Raw genomic sequence first — 18,625 nt, forward strand, 5'->3', positions numbered from 1 at the left:
CGCAGCCTGCGGCAGCTTCTACAGGTTTCGTACGGCCGAAAATTTCTTTCCTCCCTACCACCCGACGAGAAACTCACTCAAGGGACTTGCGTCATCGGTATTATGGTATACCATCAGACGCACAGACACCCAAAACCTCCTATGGAGCAGCTCATGAGTTTCGAAATCCGCAAGATCGTCAGCTATGTCGAAGAAACCTTTATTGAAGGCGGCAAAGCCACCGATAAGCCCGTGACCATGGTCGGTCTGGCCGTGGTTATGAAGAACCCCTGGCTGGGCAACGGTTTCGTCGAAGACCTGAAACCACAGATCCGCGCCAACTGCTCCGACCTCGGCGCACTGATGGTCGAGCGCCTGGTGGGCATCATCGGCGGTGCCGAGAAAATCGAGGCTTACGGCAAGGCTGCGGTGGTCGGTGCCGACGGCGAGATCGAGCACGCTTCGGCGGTGATCCACACCCTGCGCTTCGGCAACCATTACCGCGAAGCGGTCAAGGCCAAGAGCTACCTGAGCTTCACCAACAAGCGCGGCGGCCCGGGCACCTCGATCCAGATCCCGATGATGCACAAGGACGACGAAGGCCTGCGTTCGCACTACATCACCCTGGAAATGCAGATCGAAGACGCCCCGCGTGCCGACGAAATCGTTGTGGTCCTTGGTTGCGCCGACGGCGGCCGCCTGCACCCGCGCATCGGCAACCGCTACATCGACCTGGAAGAACTGGCAGCCGAAAAAGCCCAGTAACCGGCCAGCAGAACGACAACAAGAAGGCATTGCAGGAGCGCTCCATGATTCGGCTCACCGCTGAACTCACCCCGGCTGGCACCAGTTACCTGGCGACCGGCCAAGGCCAGCCCGTGGTCTTGATCCACGGCGTGGGCCTGAACAAAGAAATGTGGGGCGGCCAGATCGTTGGCCTGGCCACGAAGTACCGCGTCATCGCCTACGACATGCTCGGCCATGGCGCCAGCCCGCGCCCGGAAAGCGGCACGCCGCTGCTCGGCTACGCCGACCAGTTGCTGGAGCTGCTCGACCACCTGCAATTGCCCAAGGCAACGGCGATCGGTTTTTCCATGGGCGGGCTGGTGGCGCGGGCGTTTGCCCTGCACTACCCGCAACGCCTGGAAGGCCTGGTGGTGCTCAACAGTGTTTTCAACCGCAGCGCCGAACAGCGCGCCGGGGTCATCGCCCGCACCAGCCAGGCCGCCGAACACGGCCCGGACGCCAATGCCGAAGCGGCGCTGTCACGCTGGTTCAGCCGTGAATACCAGGCCGCGAACCCGGCGCAGATCGCCGCGATTCGCCAGACCCTGGCCGGCAATGACCCTCAGGGTTACCTGACCACTTACGAACTGTTCGCCACCCAGGACATGTACCGCGCCGACGACCTGGCCAGCATCCAGGTACCGACGCTGATCGCCACCGGCGAACTGGACCCCGGCTCGACCCCGGAAATGGCCCGGCAACTGGCCGAACGCATTCCCGGTGCGACCGTTGCCGTGCTCGCCGAGCAACGGCATATGATGCCCGTAGAGTCTCCGCGCCTGGTCAACCAGCTGTTGCTGGAGTTTCTGCGGACCGCGCACTCCAAACAAAACCAGATCAAGGGGATCGTTGCATGACACTCGCACGCTTCCAGATGTGCATCGGCGGTGAATGGGTCGCTGCCCTGTCCGGCAAGACCTTCGAAAGCCTCAACCCGGCGCTGGCCGAGCCTTGGGCCGAATTGCCCGATGCCGACGAAGCCGATGTCGAACGCGCCGTGCAGGCGGCGCAGACGGCTTTCGACAGCCCGGCATGGCGCGGTTTGACCGCCACCGCTCGCGGCAAATTGCTGCGACGCCTGGGCGACCTGATCGCCGAGAACAAGGAACAACTGGCGCAGCTGGAAAGCCGCGACAACGGCAAGCTGATCCGCGAAACCCGTGGCCAGGTTGGTTATCTGCCGGAGTTCTTCCACTACACCGCAGGCCTGGCGGACAAGCTCGAAGGCGGCACCCTGCCGCTGGACAAGCCGGACCTGTTTGCCTACACCGTGCACGAAGCCATGGGCGTGGTCGCGGCGATCATTCCGTGGAACAGCCCGCTGTACCTGACGGCGATCAAACTGGCCCCGGCCCTCGCCGCGGGCAACACCATCGTGATCAAGCCGTCGGAACACGCCTCGGCGACCATCCTCGAACTCGCGCGCCTGGCGCTGGAAGCCGGGATTCCGCCAGGGGTGGTCAACGTTGTCACCGGTTACGGCCCAAGCACCGGTGCCGCCCTCACCCGCCATCCGCTGGTGCGCAAGATCGCCTTCACCGGCGGCGCGGCCACGGCGCGGCATGTGGTGCGCAGCAGCGCCGAGAACTTCGCCAAACTGTCGCTGGAGCTGGGGGGCAAATCGCCGAACATCATCTTCGCCGACGCCGACCTCGACAGCGCGATCAACGGTGCCATCGCCGGAATCTATGCCGCCTCCGGGCAGAGCTGCGTCTCCGGTTCCCGCTTGCTGGTGCAGGACGAGATCTACGACGAGTTCGTCGGCCGTTTAGTGGAACGCGCCCGGCGCATCCGCATCGGCAACCCCCAGGACGACAGCAGCGAAATGGGCCCCATGGCCACCGCACAGCAACTGGCCGTGGTCGAAGGCCTGGTGGCCGACGCGATTGCCGAAGGTGCGCGTCTGCGCCTGGGCGGCAAGCGTCCGCAGAATCTGGGCGACGGCTGGTTCTACGAGCCGACGCTGTTCGAGTGCGACCGCAACTCGATGAAGATCATGCAGGAAGAAGTCTTTGGCCCGGTGGCCTCGGTCATCCGTTTCAAAGACGAAGCCGAAGCGCTGGCGATTGCCAACGACTCGCAGTTCGGCCTCGCCGCCGGCATCTGGACCCGTGACCTGGGCCGCGCCCATCGCCTGGCCCGGGACGTGCGTTCAGGGATCATCTGGGTCAACACCTACCGCGCGGTCTCGGCTATGGCGCCGATCGGCGGCTTCAAGAACAGTGGCTATGGACGCGAAAGCGGCATCGATTCGGTGCTGGCCTACACCGAGCTGAAAACGGTGTGGATCAACCTGTCCCAGGCACCGATGCCTGATCCATTCGTGATGCGCTAGGAGTCCTGGAAAATGATCGAACCCGGCATTTACAAAGACGTGATGAGCTCGTTCCCGTCCGGGGTCACGGTGGTCACCACCCTGGACCCGGACGGCGGCATCGTCGGCATCACCGCCAGCGCCTTCAGTGCGCTGTCGATCGACCCGGCACTGGTGCTGTTCTGCCCCAACTACGGCTCCGACACCTACCCGGTGCTGCGCGACAGCAAGCAGTTCGCGATTCACCTGCTGTCCGCCGACCAGACCGCCGAAGCCTATGCCTTCGCCGGTAAAGGCAAAGACAAGGCCAAAGGCATCGAGTGGCACTTGAGCGAACTGGGCAACCCGATTCTTGCCAAGGCGACGGCGATCATCGAGTGCGAACTGTGGCGCGAATACGACGGCGGCGATCACGCAATCATCGTCGGCGCGGTGAAGAACCTGATCCTGCCCGCGCAACCGGTCACGCCGATGATCTACCACAAAGGCAAGCTGGGGCCGTTGCCCACCCTGGCCTGACACAGTCCCTGTAGGAGCGAGCTTGCTCCGGGCGGCGTTCCGACGATGGTCGTGAACGATAACGCGGGCTGCCTGACAGCCCTTGGCGTTCTCGGGTTTTTCGCGAACAAGCTCTCTCCTACAGGTAATCCCACTTTTTTCAGGAGCCGGCATGAGCCCAGCAGCCTCGTTACTGTTCCGCCAACAGGCCTACATCAATGGCCAATGGCTGGACGCGCCGGATGGCGCCTGTCAGGACATTTTCAACCCGGCCACCGGTGAACTCATCGGCCGGGTGCCGAACCTCGGCGCCGAACACGCGCGCCTGGCTATCGAGGCCGCCAACAAAGCCTGGCCGGCCTGGCGCGCGCTGACCGCCAAGGAGCGCAGCAATACGCTCAAGCGCTGGCATGCCTTGATGCTGGAAAACGCCGACGCCCTGGCACAAATCCTCACCCTCGAACAGGGCAAGCCACTGACTGAGGCCAAGGGCGAAATCCTCTACGCCGCGAGCTTCATCGAGTGGTTTGCCGAAGAGGCCAAGCGCATCTACGGCGACACCATTCCCAGTCACAAGGGCGATGCGCGCATCGTGGTCAGCAAGGAACCGATTGGCGTCGTCGCGGCCATCACGCCGTGGAATTTCCCGGCGGCGATGATCACCCGCAAGGCCGGTCCGGCGCTGGCGGCCGGTTGCCCGTGCATCGTCAAACCGGCCCCGGAAACACCGTTCTCGGCACTGGCCATGGCCGCACTGGCGGAACAGGCCGGTATTCCAGCGGGCATCTTCAACGTCATCACCGGCGACGCCATCGCCATTGGCGGTGAGCTGACGGCCAGCCCGCAGGTGCGCAAACTGTCATTCACCGGTTCCACGGCCATCGGCAAATTGCTGATGGCCCAGTGCGCGCCGACGCTGAAAAAAGTCTCGCTGGAGCTGGGCGGCAACGCGCCGTTCATTGTCTTCGACGACGCCGATCTGGAGCGCGCCGTTGACGGTGCGCTGATCGCCAAATTCCGCAACGCCGGGCAGACCTGCGTCTGCGTCAACCGCTTCCTGGTGCAGGACGGCATCCACGACGCCTTTGTCGCGCGCCTGGCCGAGCGGGTTTCACAGCTCAAGGTCGGCAGCGGTTTCGATGATGGCGTCACCCAAGGGCCGTTGATCAATGAGCGTGCCGTGGCCAAGGTGGAAGACCATGTGCAAGACGCCCTGGCAAACGGCGCACAATTGCTGTGCGGCGGCGAACGTCATGCGTTGGGCAATGGGTTCTTCCAGCCAACCGTGTTGGCAGGCGTTACCCCGCAAATGAAAGTCGCCCAGGAAGAAACCTTCGGCCCACTGGCCGCCGTGTTCCGTTTCGACACCGAGGCCCAGGCCGTCGAGATGGCCAACGACACCGAATTCGGCCTCGCCGCCTACTGCTACACCCGCGACCTGGGCCGCGCCTGGCGCATGAGCGAAGCGCTGGAGTACGGCATGGTCGGGATCAACGAAGGGCTGATTTCCACCGAGGTCGCGCCATTTGGCGGCATCAAGTCCTCGGGGCTGGGCCGTGAAGGGTCGAAATACGGCATCGAGGATTACCTGGAACTCAAATACACCTTGATGGGCGGCCTTTGAGCCCACGGGAGCTAAGCAAATGAACAACGAAAAATACGAAAAAGGCCTGAAGATCCGCACCCAGGTGCTGGGCGAAGCCTACGTCAATCGCTCCATCGAGAACGCCGACGACTTCACCCGGCCATTGCAGGAAATGGTCACCGAATATTGTTGGGGTCATGTCTGGGGTCGTGAGGGTTTGTCGCTCAAGGAGCGCAGCATGATCAACCTGGCGATGATCTCGGCCCTCAACCGGCCGCATGAACTCAAGCTGCATGTGCGCGGCGCCTTGCGTAACGGCCTGAGTCGTGAGCAAATACGCGAAATACTGCTTCAGGTCGGCATTTACTGCGGTGTCCCCGCTGCCGTAGACAGTTTCCGGCTCGCCCGTGAAGCCTTCGCCGAAGCCGATGCCGAGGCCTCCAGTTAACCCTTGGCTGTTTGATCTGACCGGGCACCCAGATTCCCGTAATCGAAGTGCTCTTTTTGCATGGACAGCCACAATCAGAGCGGACCCCATGAAACGCCTGCCACTCGACGACAGCTTCAAGGTCAATCGCAACCCCGTTACCCTGCGCGAAATCGTGCTGGATAAACTGCGAAGCGCCATCATGAACTTCCAGCTCCTGCCGGGAGACCGTCTGGTCGAACGCGATCTGTGCGATCGCCTGGGCGTCAGCCGTACTTCCGTGCGCGAAGCCTTGCGTCACCTGGAATCCGAAGGCCTGGTGGAATTCGCCGACGCCAAGGGCCCACGGGTCGCGATCATCACCCTGGCCGATGCCGTGGACATCTACGAGCTGCGCTGCGTACTCGAAGGGCTGATCGTGCAACTGTTCACCCTGCGCGCCAAGGCCAAGGACATCAAGGCCCTGGAAAAAGCCCTGGAAGAAAACCGCAAGGCGCTGAAGGACGGCGAACTGCAACAGGTCATCGACTCGGTCCAGGGTTTCTACGATGTGCTGCTCGAAGGTTCGGGCAACCATGTCGCGGCCACTCAACTGCGCCAGTTGCAGGCACGCATCAGCTACCTGCGCGCGACCTCGGTGTCCCAGCAAAACCGTCGCAGCGCCAGTAACCAGGAAATGGAACGCATGGTCGAAGCGATCAAGGGCGGTGACCCGCTGGCCGCCCACCAGGCGTGCGTCGACCACGTGCGAGCGGCCGCTGCCGTGGCCCTGGACTACCTCAAGCGCAAACAGGAAGAAACCGGCGCCACGCCGCAGATCACCCTGCCCATCGCGCTGAAAGAACCGCGCATAGGTCGCTGAAATGTTCAGCCCGAGCTTTTGCCCCAAGTGTGGCAGCGCAGACCTTAAGTCACAGTTACCGCCGGGCGATACGCACGAGCGCCTGATGTGCCGCGGCTGCGGCTACATCCATTACGTCAATCCGAAGATCATTGCCGGCTGCATCATCGAGCAGGACGGCAAGTACCTGTTGTGCCAGCGCGCGATTCCACCGCGCCCCGGCACCTGGACCCTGCCGGCGGGCTTCATGGAAAGCGGCGAGACCACCGAGCAGGCCGCGCTGCGGGAAGTCTGGGAAGAAAGCGGCGTGCGTGCGGAAATCGTCTCGCCCTATTCGATCTTCAGCGTGCCCAAGATCAGCGAGGTGTACATCATCTTCCGCGCCATCGCGCTGGAGATTACCGGGCAGTACGGGCCGGAAACCCTCGACTACAAGTTCTTCGCGCCCGAGGATATTCCTTGGGACAGCATCTACTATCCGGCGATCCGGCAGATCCTTGAGCGCTATATCGAAGAGCGCCAGGCTGGGGTGTATGGCATCTACATCGGCAATGACGACAGCGGGAAGATTCACTTTATTCGCTGATGCGCCGGTTTTGACCGTGTACATATCCATTTCTGCGGTAAGGGCGACTAATGGTTCCGCTCTTACAGCGGGTCACTTGGAAGAGCGGAACGCCGCCCGGCCCCAAGTAACCAAGGGCTCTTGCCCCTGACGTTCGGCCTCATGAGGGGGCGTGTACCGCAAAAGCGCTCGAGGCGGCCTACCGGCCGGCCTGGTTCTGATGGGTGCGTGTTTCCCTGTAGGAGCTGTCGAGTGCAACGAGGCTGCGATCTTTTGCCTTTATTTTTTACAAGCAAGATCAAAAGATCGCAGCCTTCGGCAGCTCCTACGGAGTAATACATCCGCGAAATCAGGTCGGCTGGCAGGCCGCCTTCGCGAGCAAGTCGGATCGCCGCACCGCCGCTCCCACAGAAGAGCAAAAGCAGATCGGCGTACACCCACGCTCCTCACCACTCATCAGGCCGAGCGTTAGCTCGCCTGCAGCTCTTGATCTTGATCCACCCGCCCCCTCGGCAGGCTGAGCGGAGGTGTTCATCCGGGGATTGGCGCGCAGCGCCGTTCGGCGCAGCCGAACTCATTGCATGTAGGTCGAAGCGAAGCCGACCGGAGGGCAATGCCCCCGGATGAGTGCCGCAGCGAAGGAACGCCGAGCCTAAGCGAGGGGCCGTACGTAAGGGGCGAGCGTTTTTTGCTTACTTTTTTAGGCGCTTGTAAAAAAGTGAGTCGCCGTAAGGGCGAAACCGCCAGCCGCCGTTACCGCAGAAACGGATATGTACTCAATCAACCAACAACCTGGTCGGCCCAGAGGCCGCCAAGGTCAAAGAAGATCAAACAACCCCAACAACCCCTTCCCCATGCATCTGCCGCAACAACCTCAGACCACCCTCGAAAAACGCCGATGAACCAACCTGCCCCGCCTCGACCGCCAATCCTTGCAACTGTTCACACCCGGTCACTTCGGGAAACTCGTCAATTCTCTGCAACAACCGCCACGCCAACGGACTCAGTTCGGAAAACCTCACACTCCAGTCCTCCGCCCGCCGCACCAGCAGCAATGTCGGCTGATCAGGCAACGCGTCCGGCAGATAATCCGGCCCCACCCGCTGCACCGGCCAGGCATACGCCAACGGCCAGGCCAGCGCCGACACCTGCAACGGCCGCTCCAGCAGCAACGCAGCATCACCGACAACCAGAGGCTCGGCGTCGGACTGTTGCAAGGCCATTTCCACCCACTCGTAATGCGCCAGCTCCACCATGAACGGTGGCCACGGCCCATCGCTCAATGCTTGAGGCTCAGTCGCGAGAAATTCGACAAACTCCTGGGCGATCTCACCAAACTTCGGCGTGCGGGCGCGATAGTCCCGCAGAAAAATCCGTACCAGTGAACGCCAGTGCTCATCCCCCAGGATTTTCAGCAATACCGGAAAGGTGCCACTGAGCAATGACGACAGATTGGCAAACACCAGGTCGCGATACACTTGCGCCCGGGCAGGGTCCATTTCGGCCGGTGGCGCGAAATGCTCGGGATCACGCAGGTACCGGCCCATGGTGCTTTGCTGGTGATGCAACGATTGTTTATCCACGGTTCAAACCTCCTGTTGCAGGTGGCGAATGGTCTGCAACTCCGCCACCAGTTCGGCGAATGCCGGAAAATTGAAATCGCGCTCCAGCAAGGTCGGCCGAGCACCGAACCGGGCGTAGGCCTGGGCCAGCAACGACCACACCGCCGGCTTCACCGAAGCGCCATGGGTGTCGATTTTCAAGGTATCGGACTCGTCGAAATGCCCGGCGATATGCATCGCCACCACCCGGCCCGCATCGATGCCCGCAAGAAACGCCTGTGGATCGAAACCGTGGTTGATCGAGTTGACGTAGACATTGTTGACGTCCAGCAGCAGGTCGCAATCAGCCTCGCGCAACACCGCATTGGTGAACGTGACCTCGTCCATGTCCCTTTGGGGCGCGGCGTAGTAGGAGACGTTTTCCACCGCCAGGCGCCGGCCAAGGATGTCCTGGGCCTGACGGATACGCGCGGCGACGTGGTGCACCGCTTCTTCGGTAAACGGCAACGGCAACAGGTCGTACAGGTGACCGTCATCGCTGCAATAGCTCAAATGCTCGCTGTACAGCGGCACGTTGTAGTGATCGAGAAAGCCCCGGACTTCCTGCAAAAACCCGACGTCCAGCGGCGACGCCCCGCCCAGGGACAGGGACAGGCCGTGACAGGACAACGGATAACGCTCGGCCAGCGCCCGCAGCGCCGCACCATGAGCACCGCCGATGCCGATCCAGTTCTCCGGCGCGACTTCCAGAAAGTCGAAATGGCCGGCCGGGGCCGCTTGCAGTTCTTTGAGTAAACCGCGACGCAGGCCAAGGCCTGCGCTGGCCCTGGCTACGGGGGCAATGGATGTCTGCATGGTGTCGATCTCGCATGTGTCCAGGATTGCGGGCAGGTGCCCGCCTTGAGACACAGTTAATCGAAGGGGTGTATCGGGACTGTGTTCGACAGGGGTCGACAATGGGTGTCTGTGTATCGAAACCGGGGTTGGACACAATGGAATACACAACTCAAATCCCTTGTGGGAGCGAGCCTGCTCGCGATAGCGAGTTTACATTCAATGCTAATGGTGGCTGATCCGCCGCCTTCGCGAGCAGGCTCGCACACAGGGGTTTAGTGTCAGTCAGGGGGGCTTTCGTCGCTCGAGACAGCAGTACACACGCCCCGAACTAAACTTAACGCACACAGGGCCCGCTCAGCGTCCTGCACATCCCCACGACCACCGCCCAGCGGCGAACACCTCGCCAGACAATGCCCCTGGACCGTGATCCTGCTGAAGGAGCACACGTGATGGACGAGGCCAGACTCAACGATTTCATGGGCAAACTGGTGAATGACATGGGCGGCGCGGCGATGCTCGCCAACGTCATCCTCGGCGAAGAGCTCGGCCTGTACCGGGCGATGGCCGACAGCCAGCCAATGACCCCGGAAGCACTCGCCGCCAAAACCGGCTGCAACACCCGCCTGCTGCGCGAATGGCTCAGCGCCCATGCCGCCTCCGGCTACATGGAACACCACGACGGCCAGTTCCGCCTGCCCGAAGAGCAAGCCATGGCTTTGGCAAACGAAGACTCACCGGTCTATGTGGCGGGCGGGATCAGCGTGGTCGCGTCGTTTTTCCATGACAAGGACAAACTGGTCAACGCCATGCGCGGCAACGGTGCCCTCCCCTGGGGCGATCACCATCCGTGCATGTTCAGCGGTACCGAACGCTTCTTCCGCCCAGGCTACAAAGCCCATTTGGTCGCCGAATGGTTGCCGGCCCTCGACGGCGTGGTGGCCAAACTGGAAGCCGGGGCCAAAGTGGCGGACATCGGCTGCGGTCATGGCGCCTCGACGGTGATCATGGCCCAGGCGTTTCCGGATTCGCGCTTCGTCGGTTTCGACTACCACGCGCCGTCCGTTACCGTCGCCACCCAACGCGCCGAAGAAGGCGGTGTGTCCAGCCGGGCCAGGTTCTTCCAGGGCACGGCCAAAAGCTACCCCGGCAGCGACTACGACCTGGTCTGCTACTTCGACTGCCTGCATGACATGGGCGACCCGGTGGGTGCGGCCAAACATGCTTATGAATCGCTGAAGGACGACGGCACGGTGCTGCTGGTCGAGCCCTACGCCAACGACTTGCTCGACGACAACGTCAACCCGGTCGGACGCCTGTTCTACGCGGCCTCGACCTTCATCTGCACGCCCAACTCGCTGTCCCAGGAAGTAGGCCTCGGCCTCGGCGCCCAGGCCGGTGAAGCGCGGTTGCGCAAGGTGTTCAGCGAGGCTGGATTCAGCCGTTTTCGCCGGGCCACGGAAACGCCGTTCAACCTGATTCTGGAGGCGCGTAAATAATCCCGTAACCCCCCCCTGTAGGAGCTGGCTTGCCAGCGAAGGCGGAATGTCTGTCGAAACTCGATCGACTGGAAGATTGCCTTCGCTGGCAAGCCCGCTCCTACAAAGGTCGTTGTGCATCAGGGGCCTGTTCGGCGATGGGAAAATGCTACGCTGCACACATTCAAGTGCCCTGCGCAGTGCTGACCATGCTCGACCGCCAGACCCGTGACCAACTCGATCGACTCCATCAGCTCATGGCGGATCAGCCGTTTGCCGTGCTGACCGGTGCCGGTATCAGCACGCCCTCGGGCATCCCGGATTATCGCGACAACCAGGGCGTGCGCCGGGGCCGGCAGCCGATGATGTATCAGGAATTTCTCTCGGCCCCGGAGTCCCGGCGGCGCTATTGGGCGCGGGCGATGCTCGGCTGGCCACGGGTGCGTCTGGCGCAGCCGAACGTGGCCCACGACACCCTGGCCCGTTTGCAAGGCACGCGGCAGATCAGCGGGTTGATCACCCAGAACGTCGACACGCTGCACGACCAGGCCGGCAGCCATGACGTGATCGAGCTCCACGGCAGTCTGCACCGGGTTTTGTGCCTGGATTGCGGTCGGCGCAGCGAGCGCGATTCGATCCAGCGCCTGATGGAAATACAGAACCCGTACCTGGCCGGCGTCGACGCGGTACAGGCGCCGGACGGCGACACCTTGCTAGACCCGGCCTTCGAGGCACGCTTCCAGGTCCCGCACTGCCCGCATTGTGCCGGGGAACGGATGAAGCCGGATGTGGTGTTCTTTGGCGAGAACGTCGCGCAGGCCACGGCGGCCAAGGCGATGGCGGCCGTCGAACAGGCTGCGGGGCTGTTGGTGGTCGGCTCGTCGTTGATGGCCTATTCGGCGTTTCGCTTGTGCCGGGCGGTGGTGGATCAGGGCAAGCCGTTGATTGCGATCAACCTGGGCAAGACCCGGGCGGATGAGATGCTGGATTTGAAGATCGAGGGGGCGTGCGAGCGGTTGTTGCCATTGCTGGCCGAACATCTCTCTTCCTGACTCCAAAAACCTGTAGGAGCCGGCTTGCCGGCGAAGGGGCCGGTACATTAAACATGGTTGCTGGCTGACAGACCGCCTTCGCTGCGATGCGGCGACCCGACAAACCAGCTCCTACAGGTTCCGTTCAATTCAAGTCAGTCGCTCGCCCAGGTTTTCCTCTTTCAGCACATCAAACAACGCCTGCGCCGCCGCCGACAGTTCTCCCCCAGGCAACGTCAGCACCCCAAGCGCCCGCTCCACCACCGGATCGCGCAAGGTAATGCAACGCGCGCCCAGCTCACGCATCTGCCCGGCACACAAGGCCGGCACCGCGCTCACGCCCAGGCCACTGGCGACCATGCGCCCGACCGTCGCCAGTTGATGGCTTTCAAACTCCACCGGCAATTTCATGCCGCGGGCCTGCAAATGCTCTTCAAGCATGACCCGCACGGTGGACGGTCGCTGCAAGGTAATGAACGGTTCCTTGAGCAAGGTCTGCCAGTCGATGTCATCGAGTTCGGCCAGTGCCGAATCCAGGGGCACCACTGCGACGAATCGGTCGATGTACAACGGCGTGAATTGCAGCGACGAGCTCATGGTCGGCTCGAACGCCACCCCCAGTTCAACCTGGCGGTCACGGACCATTTCCAGCACCTGCTCGTTGATCACGTCATTGACCGTCACGTTGACGTTCGGATAACGGGCGCGGAAGGTCTTGAGGATCGGCGGCAGCAGGTTGCCGGCGAACGACGGCATCGCCGCCAGGGTCACGCGTCCGCGCTGCAGGGTAAAGCGCTGGCGCAACTCATCTTCGGCATTGTCCCAGTCGGCGATCAACCGGCGCGCGAGCGGCACCAGGGATTCACCTTCGGCGGTGAGCGCCACGTTACGCGTGTTGCGGGTGAACAAGCGCCCGCCCAGGCCTTCCTCCAACGCCTTGATGGTCAGGCTCAGGGCCGATTGCGACAGGTGCAGGCGTTCGCAGGCCACGGCAAAGCTCAGGCTCTGGGCCACGGCCAGAAAGGCGCGGATCTGCTTGACGGTCATACTCGATTTCTCCCGGGTATTGTAGGAGCTGCCGAAGGCTGCGATCTTTTGATCTTGATCCAAAAGATCGCAGCCTTCGGCAGCTCCTACATATTGTTGAGTTTTATCTATTAATCAACCTTAAAAAACAACTTAACAAATGAATACTCCGGCGAGACACTCCATCCCATTCGGCTAGCCAGCCGCCCACAAAGAATAAAAGAGGTGCATATGGCAGGTTTCGACAAGCGCGTGAGTTCCTACGAGGAAGCCCTGGCAGGTCTTGAAGACGGCATGACCGTGATCGCCGGCGGCTTCGGCCTGTGCGGTATCCCGGAAAACCTGATCAACGAGATCAAGCGCAAAGGTACTCGCGACCTCACGGTGGTTTCCAACAACTGCGGCGTCGACGGTTTCGGCCTCGGCGTACTGCTGACCGACCGCCAGATCAGCAAAGTGGTGGCGTCCTACGTCGGCGAAAACAAGCTGTTCGAAGAGCAACTGCTCAAAGGCGAAATCGAAGTCATCCTGACCCCGCAAGGCACCCTCGCTGAAAAAATGCGTGCAGGCGGTGCCGGCATCCCGGCCTTCTTCACCGCCACCGGTGTTGGCACTCCAGTTGCCGAAGGCAAGGAAGTCCGGGAATTCCATGGCCGCAAGTACCTGATGGAAGAATCCATCACCGGCGACTTCGCCATCGTCAAAGGCTGGAAAGCCGACCATTTCGGTAACGTGATCTATCGCCACACAGCCCAGAACTTCAACCCGCTGGCCGCCACTGCCGGCAAGATCACCGTGGTCGAAGTCGAAGAAATCGTCGAACCCGGCGAGCTGGACCCGGCGCAGATCCACACCCCTGGCATCTACGTCGACCGGATCATCTGCGGCACGTTCGAGAAGCGCATAGAACAGCGCACCGTACGCAAGTGATCCCCTGCCCCCGGACCGAATGAAGGAATAACGACAATGGCACTTTCCCGCGAACAAATGGCTCAACGCGTCGCCCGCGAAATGCAGGACGGCTTCTACGTGAACCTGGGCATCGGCATTCCGACCCTGGTCGCCAACTACATCCCCGAAGGCATGGAAGTCATGCTGCAATCGGAAAACGGCCTGCTGGGCATGGGTCCGTTTCCCACTGAAGAAACCATCGATGCCGACATGATCAACGCCGGCAAGCAAACCGTGACCGCACGGACCGGCGCGTCAATTTTCTCCTCTGCCGAGTCCTTCGCGATGATCCGCGGTGGCCATGTCGACCTGACCGTGCTGGGCGCCTTTGAAGTGGACGTGCAAGGCAACATCGCCTCGTGGATGATCCCCGGCAAACTGGTCAAGGGCATGGGCGGCGCGATGGACCTGGTTGCCGGCGCCGACAACATCATCGTCATCATGACCCACGCGTCCAAGGATGGTGAGTCCAAGCTGTTGTCCCAATGCAGCCTGCCGCTGACCGGCGCCGGGTGTATCAAGCGCGTACTGACTGATCTGGCTTACCTGGAAATCGAAAACGGCGCGTTCATTTTGAAAGAGCGTGCACCGGGTGTCAGCGTCGAAGAGATCGTTGCCAAGACTGCCGGTAAACTGATCGTGCCGGACCACGTTCCGGAAATGCAGTTCGCTGCCCAGTGAGGAATCATTCCATGCAAGAAGTCGTCATTGTTGCCGCCACGCGCACCGCGATCGGCAGCTTCCAGGGTTCACTGGCCAATGTGTCCGCGGTTGACCTGGGCGCTGCGGTGATCCGCCAGCTGCTGGCGCAAACCGGCCTGGACCCTGCGCAAGTTGATGAGGTGATCATGGGCCAGGTGCTGACCGCCGGCGCCGGGCAAAACCCTGCACGCCAGGCCGCGATCAAGGCCGGCCTGCCCTTCGCCGTGCCAGCCATGACCCTGAACAAGGTCTGCGGCTCCGGTCTCAAGGCCCTGCACCTGGGCGCCCAGGCGATTCGCTGCGGCGACGCCGAGGTGATCATCGCCGGTGGCCAGGAAAACATGAGCCTGGCCAACTACGTCATGCCCGGCGCCCGTACCGGCCTGCGCATGGGCCACGCGCAAATCGTCGACACCATGATCAGCGATGGCCTGTGGGATGCGTTCAACGATTACCACATGGGCATCACCGCCGAGAACCTGGCCGAGAAGTACAGCCTGACTCGCGAGCAACAGGACGCGTTCGCCGCCGCCTCGCAACAGAAAGCCGTGGCCGCCATCGAAGCCGGGCGCTTCGTCGATGAAATCACCCCGATCCTGATCCCGCAGCGCAAGGGCGATCCGCTGTCCTTCGCCACCGACGAACAGCCACGGGCCGGCACCACCGCCGAATCCCTGGGCAAGCTCAAGCCTGCCTTCAAGAAGGACGGTTCGGTGACCGCCGGCAACGCTTCGTCGCTGAACGACGGTGCCGCGGCCGTGATCCTGATGAGCGCGGAAAAGGCCAAGGCCCTCGGCCTGCCGGTGCTGGCGAAAATCGCCGCCTACGCCAACGCAGGCGTTGATCCGGCGATCATGGGCATCGGCCCGGTGTCGGCCACCCGCCGTTGCCTGGACAAGGCCGGCTGGAACATCGACCAACTGGACCTGATCGAAGCCAACGAAGCCTTCGCCGCACAATCCCTGGCGGTGGCCAAGGACCTGGAATGGGACTTGAACAAGGTCAACGTCAATGGCGGCGCCATTGCTCTGGGTCACCCGATCGGTGCCTCAGGTTGCCGTGTACTGGTGACCCTGCTGCATGAAATGCTCAAGCGTGACGCCAAGAAAGGCCTCGCCACCCTTTGTATCGGTGGTGGTCAGGGCGTGGCACTGGCGCTCGAGCGGGCGTAAGCCAACAGCGTTCAACAGAGGGCGCGGGGACCCACGAAGATCCGTGACCGTCTGGAAAAACACCCGGTGCGATGCAAGTCGCACCGGGTTCTTTTTTGCCTGCGTTTTTTCAGGTGGACCGCGTTAGCGTTCTTCGTCGGATCGCCGCCCGGAGCAAGTCGGATCGCCGCACCGCCGCTCCCACAGTGGACCGCGCTCGTCTGGACAACTCGGTCAATTGTGGGAGTGGCGGTGCGGCGATCCGACTTGCTCGCGAAGGGGCCCGACGAGTCACCCAAATGCTGCAGAATCAACCATGGTTGATTGGCCCCATCGAGGGTTGCGCAAAAGACCTTCCGCAAAATTCCCAAAGGCTTGAATTTTGTATACAAAATTCGCACACACATAAAGCAATCTACCCGATGCAATGTTACCGTTGCCACCTCACTCAGGTCGGAGACGTGCGCGTGTTGATCCTTAAACTGCTGGTGATTCCAGGCTTCCTGCTGCTGATTTCCCTGGCTGGCAAACGCTGGGGGCCGAGCGTGGCCGGTTGGTTGTCGGGGTTGCCGGTGGTGGTCGGGCCGATTCTGTTGTTCCTCGCCCTTGAACAAGGCGAGGCGTTCGCTGCGCAATCAGCCACGGCTGCGCTGTCGGCCATGTTCGCGATGATTGCGTTTTGCGTGACCTACGCCCAGATTGCACAACGGGCCGGGTGGCCGCTGGCGTTGCTGATCTCGCTGTCGGTCTGGGCGCTGGTGGCGATTGCCCTGTCGCTGATCCCGGCATCCCTGGTGTTTTCGGTGTGCGCCGCCGCCACCGCGCTGCTCGCCGCGCCGTACCTGTTCCCCACCGTGCAACCGGTGCTCAGCGGCCCGGCGCCGAAATCCGACAAGCTCTTGCTGCGCATGGTGGCCGGTGCATTGCTCACGCTGGTCGTGACACTGTTGGCCAGCACCGTCGGCGACCGCTGGAGCGGCCTGCTGGCGGTGTTCCCGGTATTGGGTAGCGTGATGGCGGTGTTCTCCCAGCAAACCCGTGGCCCGGCCTTTACCGCCGCGTTGCTGCGCGCCACCGCCACCGGCATGTACTCGTTCGCCGCCTTCTGCCTGGTGTTGGCGCTGGCCCTGCCGACGATGGGAATGAACGCTTTTGTGCTGGGCATCACGGTATCGGTGGCCATGCTGGGCGTGACCAAACGCCTGCTGGCGCGGCCGGCCGGCCCGACGACGGACACTGGAGGAGCAGCCATCAAACGCTAAGCTGCATCCTGTCATCGGGCCAGGATAATGCCCGCCCCAGTGCGCTGAAGGAACCGTACACCTGCCGGCCAAACCGGAACGTTTGGCCGGAACCAAAGCACGCGGCCTGTGTGGCAAGCCACCTCAGCATAGGTGGGTGGTCGGCCAAAAGAGAGTGACCGCTGGGTAGAGCGCGCTGGAATGCACCACAACCTCCATGGGATGATCGCGCCCCACCGCGCCGCCCATCCCCGGAGATCCCGATGTCATTGTTGAGTAAAAAAGCCCTTGTCCTGCTGCTGGCAGCCGCTACCGGCCTTGGGGCTTTGAATGCGCAGGCCGCCAAGGCCACTTCCAGCGATGCGCCAGCCCAGAAAGTCTCGATGCTCGGCAGCAAGTTCACCTTCAACCTGCCCAAGGGTTTCATCGCCAACCCGCTGCCGGCCAGCCCGGAGGGTGCGAGCGGCACCCTGTACAGCAATGAAACCACCAAGACCGTAGTGATCGCCGCTGAAAACACCCTGCCCAACGGTGTCAGCGTCAAGGATAACGACGGAAGGTTCCTCGACGGCACCGTGGCCGATTTCGATGCGGCGCAACACAAATCCCTGCCTGACTACAACAAGCTCAGCGAGAAAGCCCTGACCCAGAAAACCGGGTTGGGCCTGCGCCAGGTCGACGGCACTGCAACGCAGGGCGGTGGCATGACCCTCACCACCACGCTGATGGCCGCATCCGGCACTCGCATGGCGGTGATCCAGGTGATTTCCCGCCCAGGTGACATGGCGGCCCACGAAACCCTGGTCAAACAGATCGTCAGCGGAAAATAAGGCTCAGGGGTTGAGACGCTGCAACCAGGCGCTCAAATCCTGTATCTCGTCGGCGCTGATGTTATGACCGACACCGGGGTAGCCGTGGAACTCGGGTTCGAGTGACACGCTCTGCAACAGGCTGTTGGCTTCGGTGCCGTCGCTGTAGGGAAGGCGTTTGTCCTGCTCGCCATGACCGATGAAGATCGCCAGCGACTGGCGTTTTTCATCCGGTACAAGCTCGGACTTGAGCACCGGCAGAATTCGTCCGCTCAACGCTGCGATCCCACCGAGCGCCTCGGGATGCCGCAGACCCACTTCGTAGGACATGATCGCGCCCTGGCTGAACCCCACCAGGAACACCTTCTCGGGTTCGGTGTGATATTTCTTCGCGGCCTGTGCGACGAAGTCCAGCAGTAACTGGCCGCTGGACTTCAGATCATCGGTCTCGCCGTTGTAAGCCCCTTCGCCCTTCTTGCGGAACCACTGATAGCTGCCCGCCTCCATCACCAAAGGTGCCCGTACCGACAGGTAGGTGTAAGACGCAGGCAAGTCATCCTTGATATCGAACAGGTCCTGCTCGTTACTGCCGTAACCGTGGAGGAAAATCACCAGGGGTTGATGGTTCGAATCGGCGTTGGCCTGTTCCAGGTATTTGAGCGGCAAGTCGGTTTGCAGCGGGGTTTGGGCGTGGACGACAGTGGATGCCAGGAGCGTAAGCAGCGCGAGAATCTTCAACATGGGTCTTCCTTCACGGAATGCAGGATTCGGGGAAGAGCCTAACACTGGTCAGTAGGCAGGAACATCTCGGGCGTGGCGGATGCCGCCTTCGCGGGCAAGCCCGC

Annotated in this window: 19 protein-coding genes; 15 read left to right on the forward strand and 4 right to left on the reverse strand. The window is 62.1% G+C overall.

Annotation, left to right across the window (positions count from 1 at the left end; translation table 11 throughout):
- Positions 1 to 153: 153 nt before the first annotated feature.
- The 8 genes from AC1D19_RS23200 to AC1D19_RS23235 all read left to right on the forward strand — a co-directional run bounded on the left by AC1D19_RS23200 (position 154) and on the right by AC1D19_RS23235 (position 7,016).
- Positions 154 to 744, forward strand: a complete 591-nt coding sequence (locus tag AC1D19_RS23200) for an amino acid synthesis family protein (RefSeq protein ID WP_007978708.1) — start codon at positions 154 to 156, stop codon at positions 742 to 744.
- A 44-nt stretch (positions 745 to 788) separates the two neighbouring features.
- The gene (locus AC1D19_RS23205) at positions 789 to 1,622 is read left to right on the forward strand and encodes an alpha/beta fold hydrolase (protein WP_477764658.1); all 834 of its coding nucleotides are present in this window, start codon (positions 789 to 791) and stop codon (positions 1,620 to 1,622) included.
- Positions 1,619 to 3,100, forward strand: a complete 1,482-nt coding sequence (locus tag AC1D19_RS23210; RefSeq protein WP_477764659.1) for an aldehyde dehydrogenase — start codon at positions 1,619 to 1,621, stop codon at positions 3,098 to 3,100. The genes AC1D19_RS23205 and AC1D19_RS23210 overlap by 4 nt, the downstream gene beginning before the upstream one ends.
- Before the next feature lie 12 nt (positions 3,101 to 3,112).
- On the forward strand, positions 3,113 to 3,598 hold the full coding sequence (locus tag AC1D19_RS23215) for a flavin reductase family protein (protein ID WP_090456302.1): 486 nt from the start codon (positions 3,113 to 3,115) through the stop codon (positions 3,596 to 3,598).
- Positions 3,599 to 3,749: 151 nt separating this feature from the next.
- Positions 3,750 to 5,201, forward strand: a complete 1,452-nt coding sequence (locus tag AC1D19_RS23220) for an NAD-dependent succinate-semialdehyde dehydrogenase (protein WP_477764660.1) — start codon at positions 3,750 to 3,752, stop codon at positions 5,199 to 5,201.
- A gap of 19 nt (positions 5,202 to 5,220) precedes the next feature.
- Positions 5,221 to 5,610 (forward strand): carboxymuconolactone decarboxylase family protein, encoded by a 390-nt coding sequence (locus tag AC1D19_RS23225; RefSeq protein WP_007991919.1) that lies wholly within the window; start codon positions 5,221 to 5,223, stop codon positions 5,608 to 5,610.
- A gap of 88 nt (positions 5,611 to 5,698) precedes the next feature.
- Positions 5,699 to 6,451 (forward strand): GntR family transcriptional regulator, encoded by a 753-nt coding sequence (locus AC1D19_RS23230; protein ID WP_477755914.1) that lies wholly within the window; start codon positions 5,699 to 5,701, stop codon positions 6,449 to 6,451.
- A gap of 1 nt (position 6,452) precedes the next feature.
- On the forward strand, positions 6,453 to 7,016 hold the full coding sequence (locus tag AC1D19_RS23235; protein WP_477764661.1) for an NUDIX hydrolase: 564 nt from the start codon (positions 6,453 to 6,455) through the stop codon (positions 7,014 to 7,016).
- An 806-nt stretch (positions 7,017 to 7,822) separates the two neighbouring features.
- Here AC1D19_RS23235 and AC1D19_RS23240 read toward each other — a convergent pair.
- Both AC1D19_RS23240 and AC1D19_RS23245 read right to left on the reverse strand, forming a co-directional pair.
- Positions 7,823 to 8,578 (reverse strand): HvfC family RiPP maturation protein, encoded by a 756-nt coding sequence (locus AC1D19_RS23240; RefSeq protein WP_477764662.1) that lies wholly within the window; start codon positions 8,576 to 8,578, stop codon positions 7,823 to 7,825.
- A gap of 3 nt (positions 8,579 to 8,581) precedes the next feature.
- Complete coding sequence (locus tag AC1D19_RS23245; protein ID WP_477764663.1) at positions 8,582 to 9,412, reverse strand: HvfB family MNIO-type RiPP peptide maturase; 831 nt, start codon at positions 9,410 to 9,412, stop codon at positions 8,582 to 8,584.
- 431 nt (positions 9,413 to 9,843) lie between these two features.
- Between AC1D19_RS23245 and AC1D19_RS23250 the strand changes: the two genes are divergently transcribed.
- Together AC1D19_RS23250 and AC1D19_RS23255 are read left to right on the forward strand one after the other, a co-directional pair.
- The gene (locus AC1D19_RS23250) at positions 9,844 to 10,890 is read left to right on the forward strand and encodes a class I SAM-dependent methyltransferase (RefSeq protein ID WP_477764664.1); all 1,047 of its coding nucleotides are present in this window, start codon (positions 9,844 to 9,846) and stop codon (positions 10,888 to 10,890) included.
- A gap of 188 nt (positions 10,891 to 11,078) precedes the next feature.
- A complete protein-coding gene (locus AC1D19_RS23255; RefSeq protein ID WP_477764697.1) occupies positions 11,079 to 11,921 on the forward strand; it encodes an NAD-dependent protein deacetylase in 843 nt (280 codons plus the stop codon).
- Between the two features lie 129 nt (positions 11,922 to 12,050).
- On the opposite strand, the gene AC1D19_RS23260 is transcribed toward AC1D19_RS23255, so the two are convergent.
- On the reverse strand, positions 12,051 to 12,947 hold the full coding sequence (locus AC1D19_RS23260; protein WP_477764665.1) for a LysR substrate-binding domain-containing protein: 897 nt from the start codon (positions 12,945 to 12,947) through the stop codon (positions 12,051 to 12,053).
- Positions 12,948 to 13,157: 210 nt separating this feature from the next.
- On the opposite strand from AC1D19_RS23260, the gene AC1D19_RS23265 reads away from it, so the two are divergent.
- From AC1D19_RS23265 to AC1D19_RS23285, 5 genes are all read left to right on the forward strand, one after another.
- Positions 13,158 to 13,856 carry a CoA transferase subunit A gene (locus AC1D19_RS23265; protein WP_046816298.1) on the forward strand — a complete coding sequence of 233 codons (699 nt, stop codon included), beginning with the start codon at positions 13,158 to 13,160 and terminating at the stop codon, positions 13,854 to 13,856.
- Positions 13,857 to 13,892: 36 nt separating this feature from the next.
- Complete coding sequence (locus AC1D19_RS23270) at positions 13,893 to 14,558, forward strand: CoA transferase subunit B (protein WP_008026717.1); 666 nt, start codon at positions 13,893 to 13,895, stop codon at positions 14,556 to 14,558.
- 11 nt (positions 14,559 to 14,569) lie between these two features.
- Positions 14,570 to 15,751, forward strand: a complete 1,182-nt coding sequence (locus tag AC1D19_RS23275; RefSeq protein ID WP_477764666.1) for an acetyl-CoA C-acetyltransferase — start codon at positions 14,570 to 14,572, stop codon at positions 15,749 to 15,751.
- Positions 15,752 to 16,197: 446 nt separating this feature from the next.
- Positions 16,198 to 16,992, forward strand: a complete 795-nt coding sequence (locus AC1D19_RS23280; RefSeq protein ID WP_477764667.1) for a hypothetical protein — start codon at positions 16,198 to 16,200, stop codon at positions 16,990 to 16,992.
- 242 nt (positions 16,993 to 17,234) lie between these two features.
- Positions 17,235 to 17,801 (forward strand): DcrB/PsbP domain-containing protein, encoded by a 567-nt coding sequence (locus AC1D19_RS23285; RefSeq protein ID WP_477764668.1) that lies wholly within the window; start codon positions 17,235 to 17,237, stop codon positions 17,799 to 17,801.
- A gap of 3 nt (positions 17,802 to 17,804) precedes the next feature.
- Here AC1D19_RS23285 and AC1D19_RS23290 read toward each other — a convergent pair whose 3' ends face one another.
- Positions 17,805 to 18,521 (reverse strand): alpha/beta hydrolase, encoded by a 717-nt coding sequence (locus tag AC1D19_RS23290; protein WP_477756906.1) that lies wholly within the window; start codon positions 18,519 to 18,521, stop codon positions 17,805 to 17,807.
- Positions 18,522 to 18,625: the final 104 nt, after the last annotated feature.

This window comes from Pseudomonas sp. P1_C12 (genome assembly GCF_056406435.1).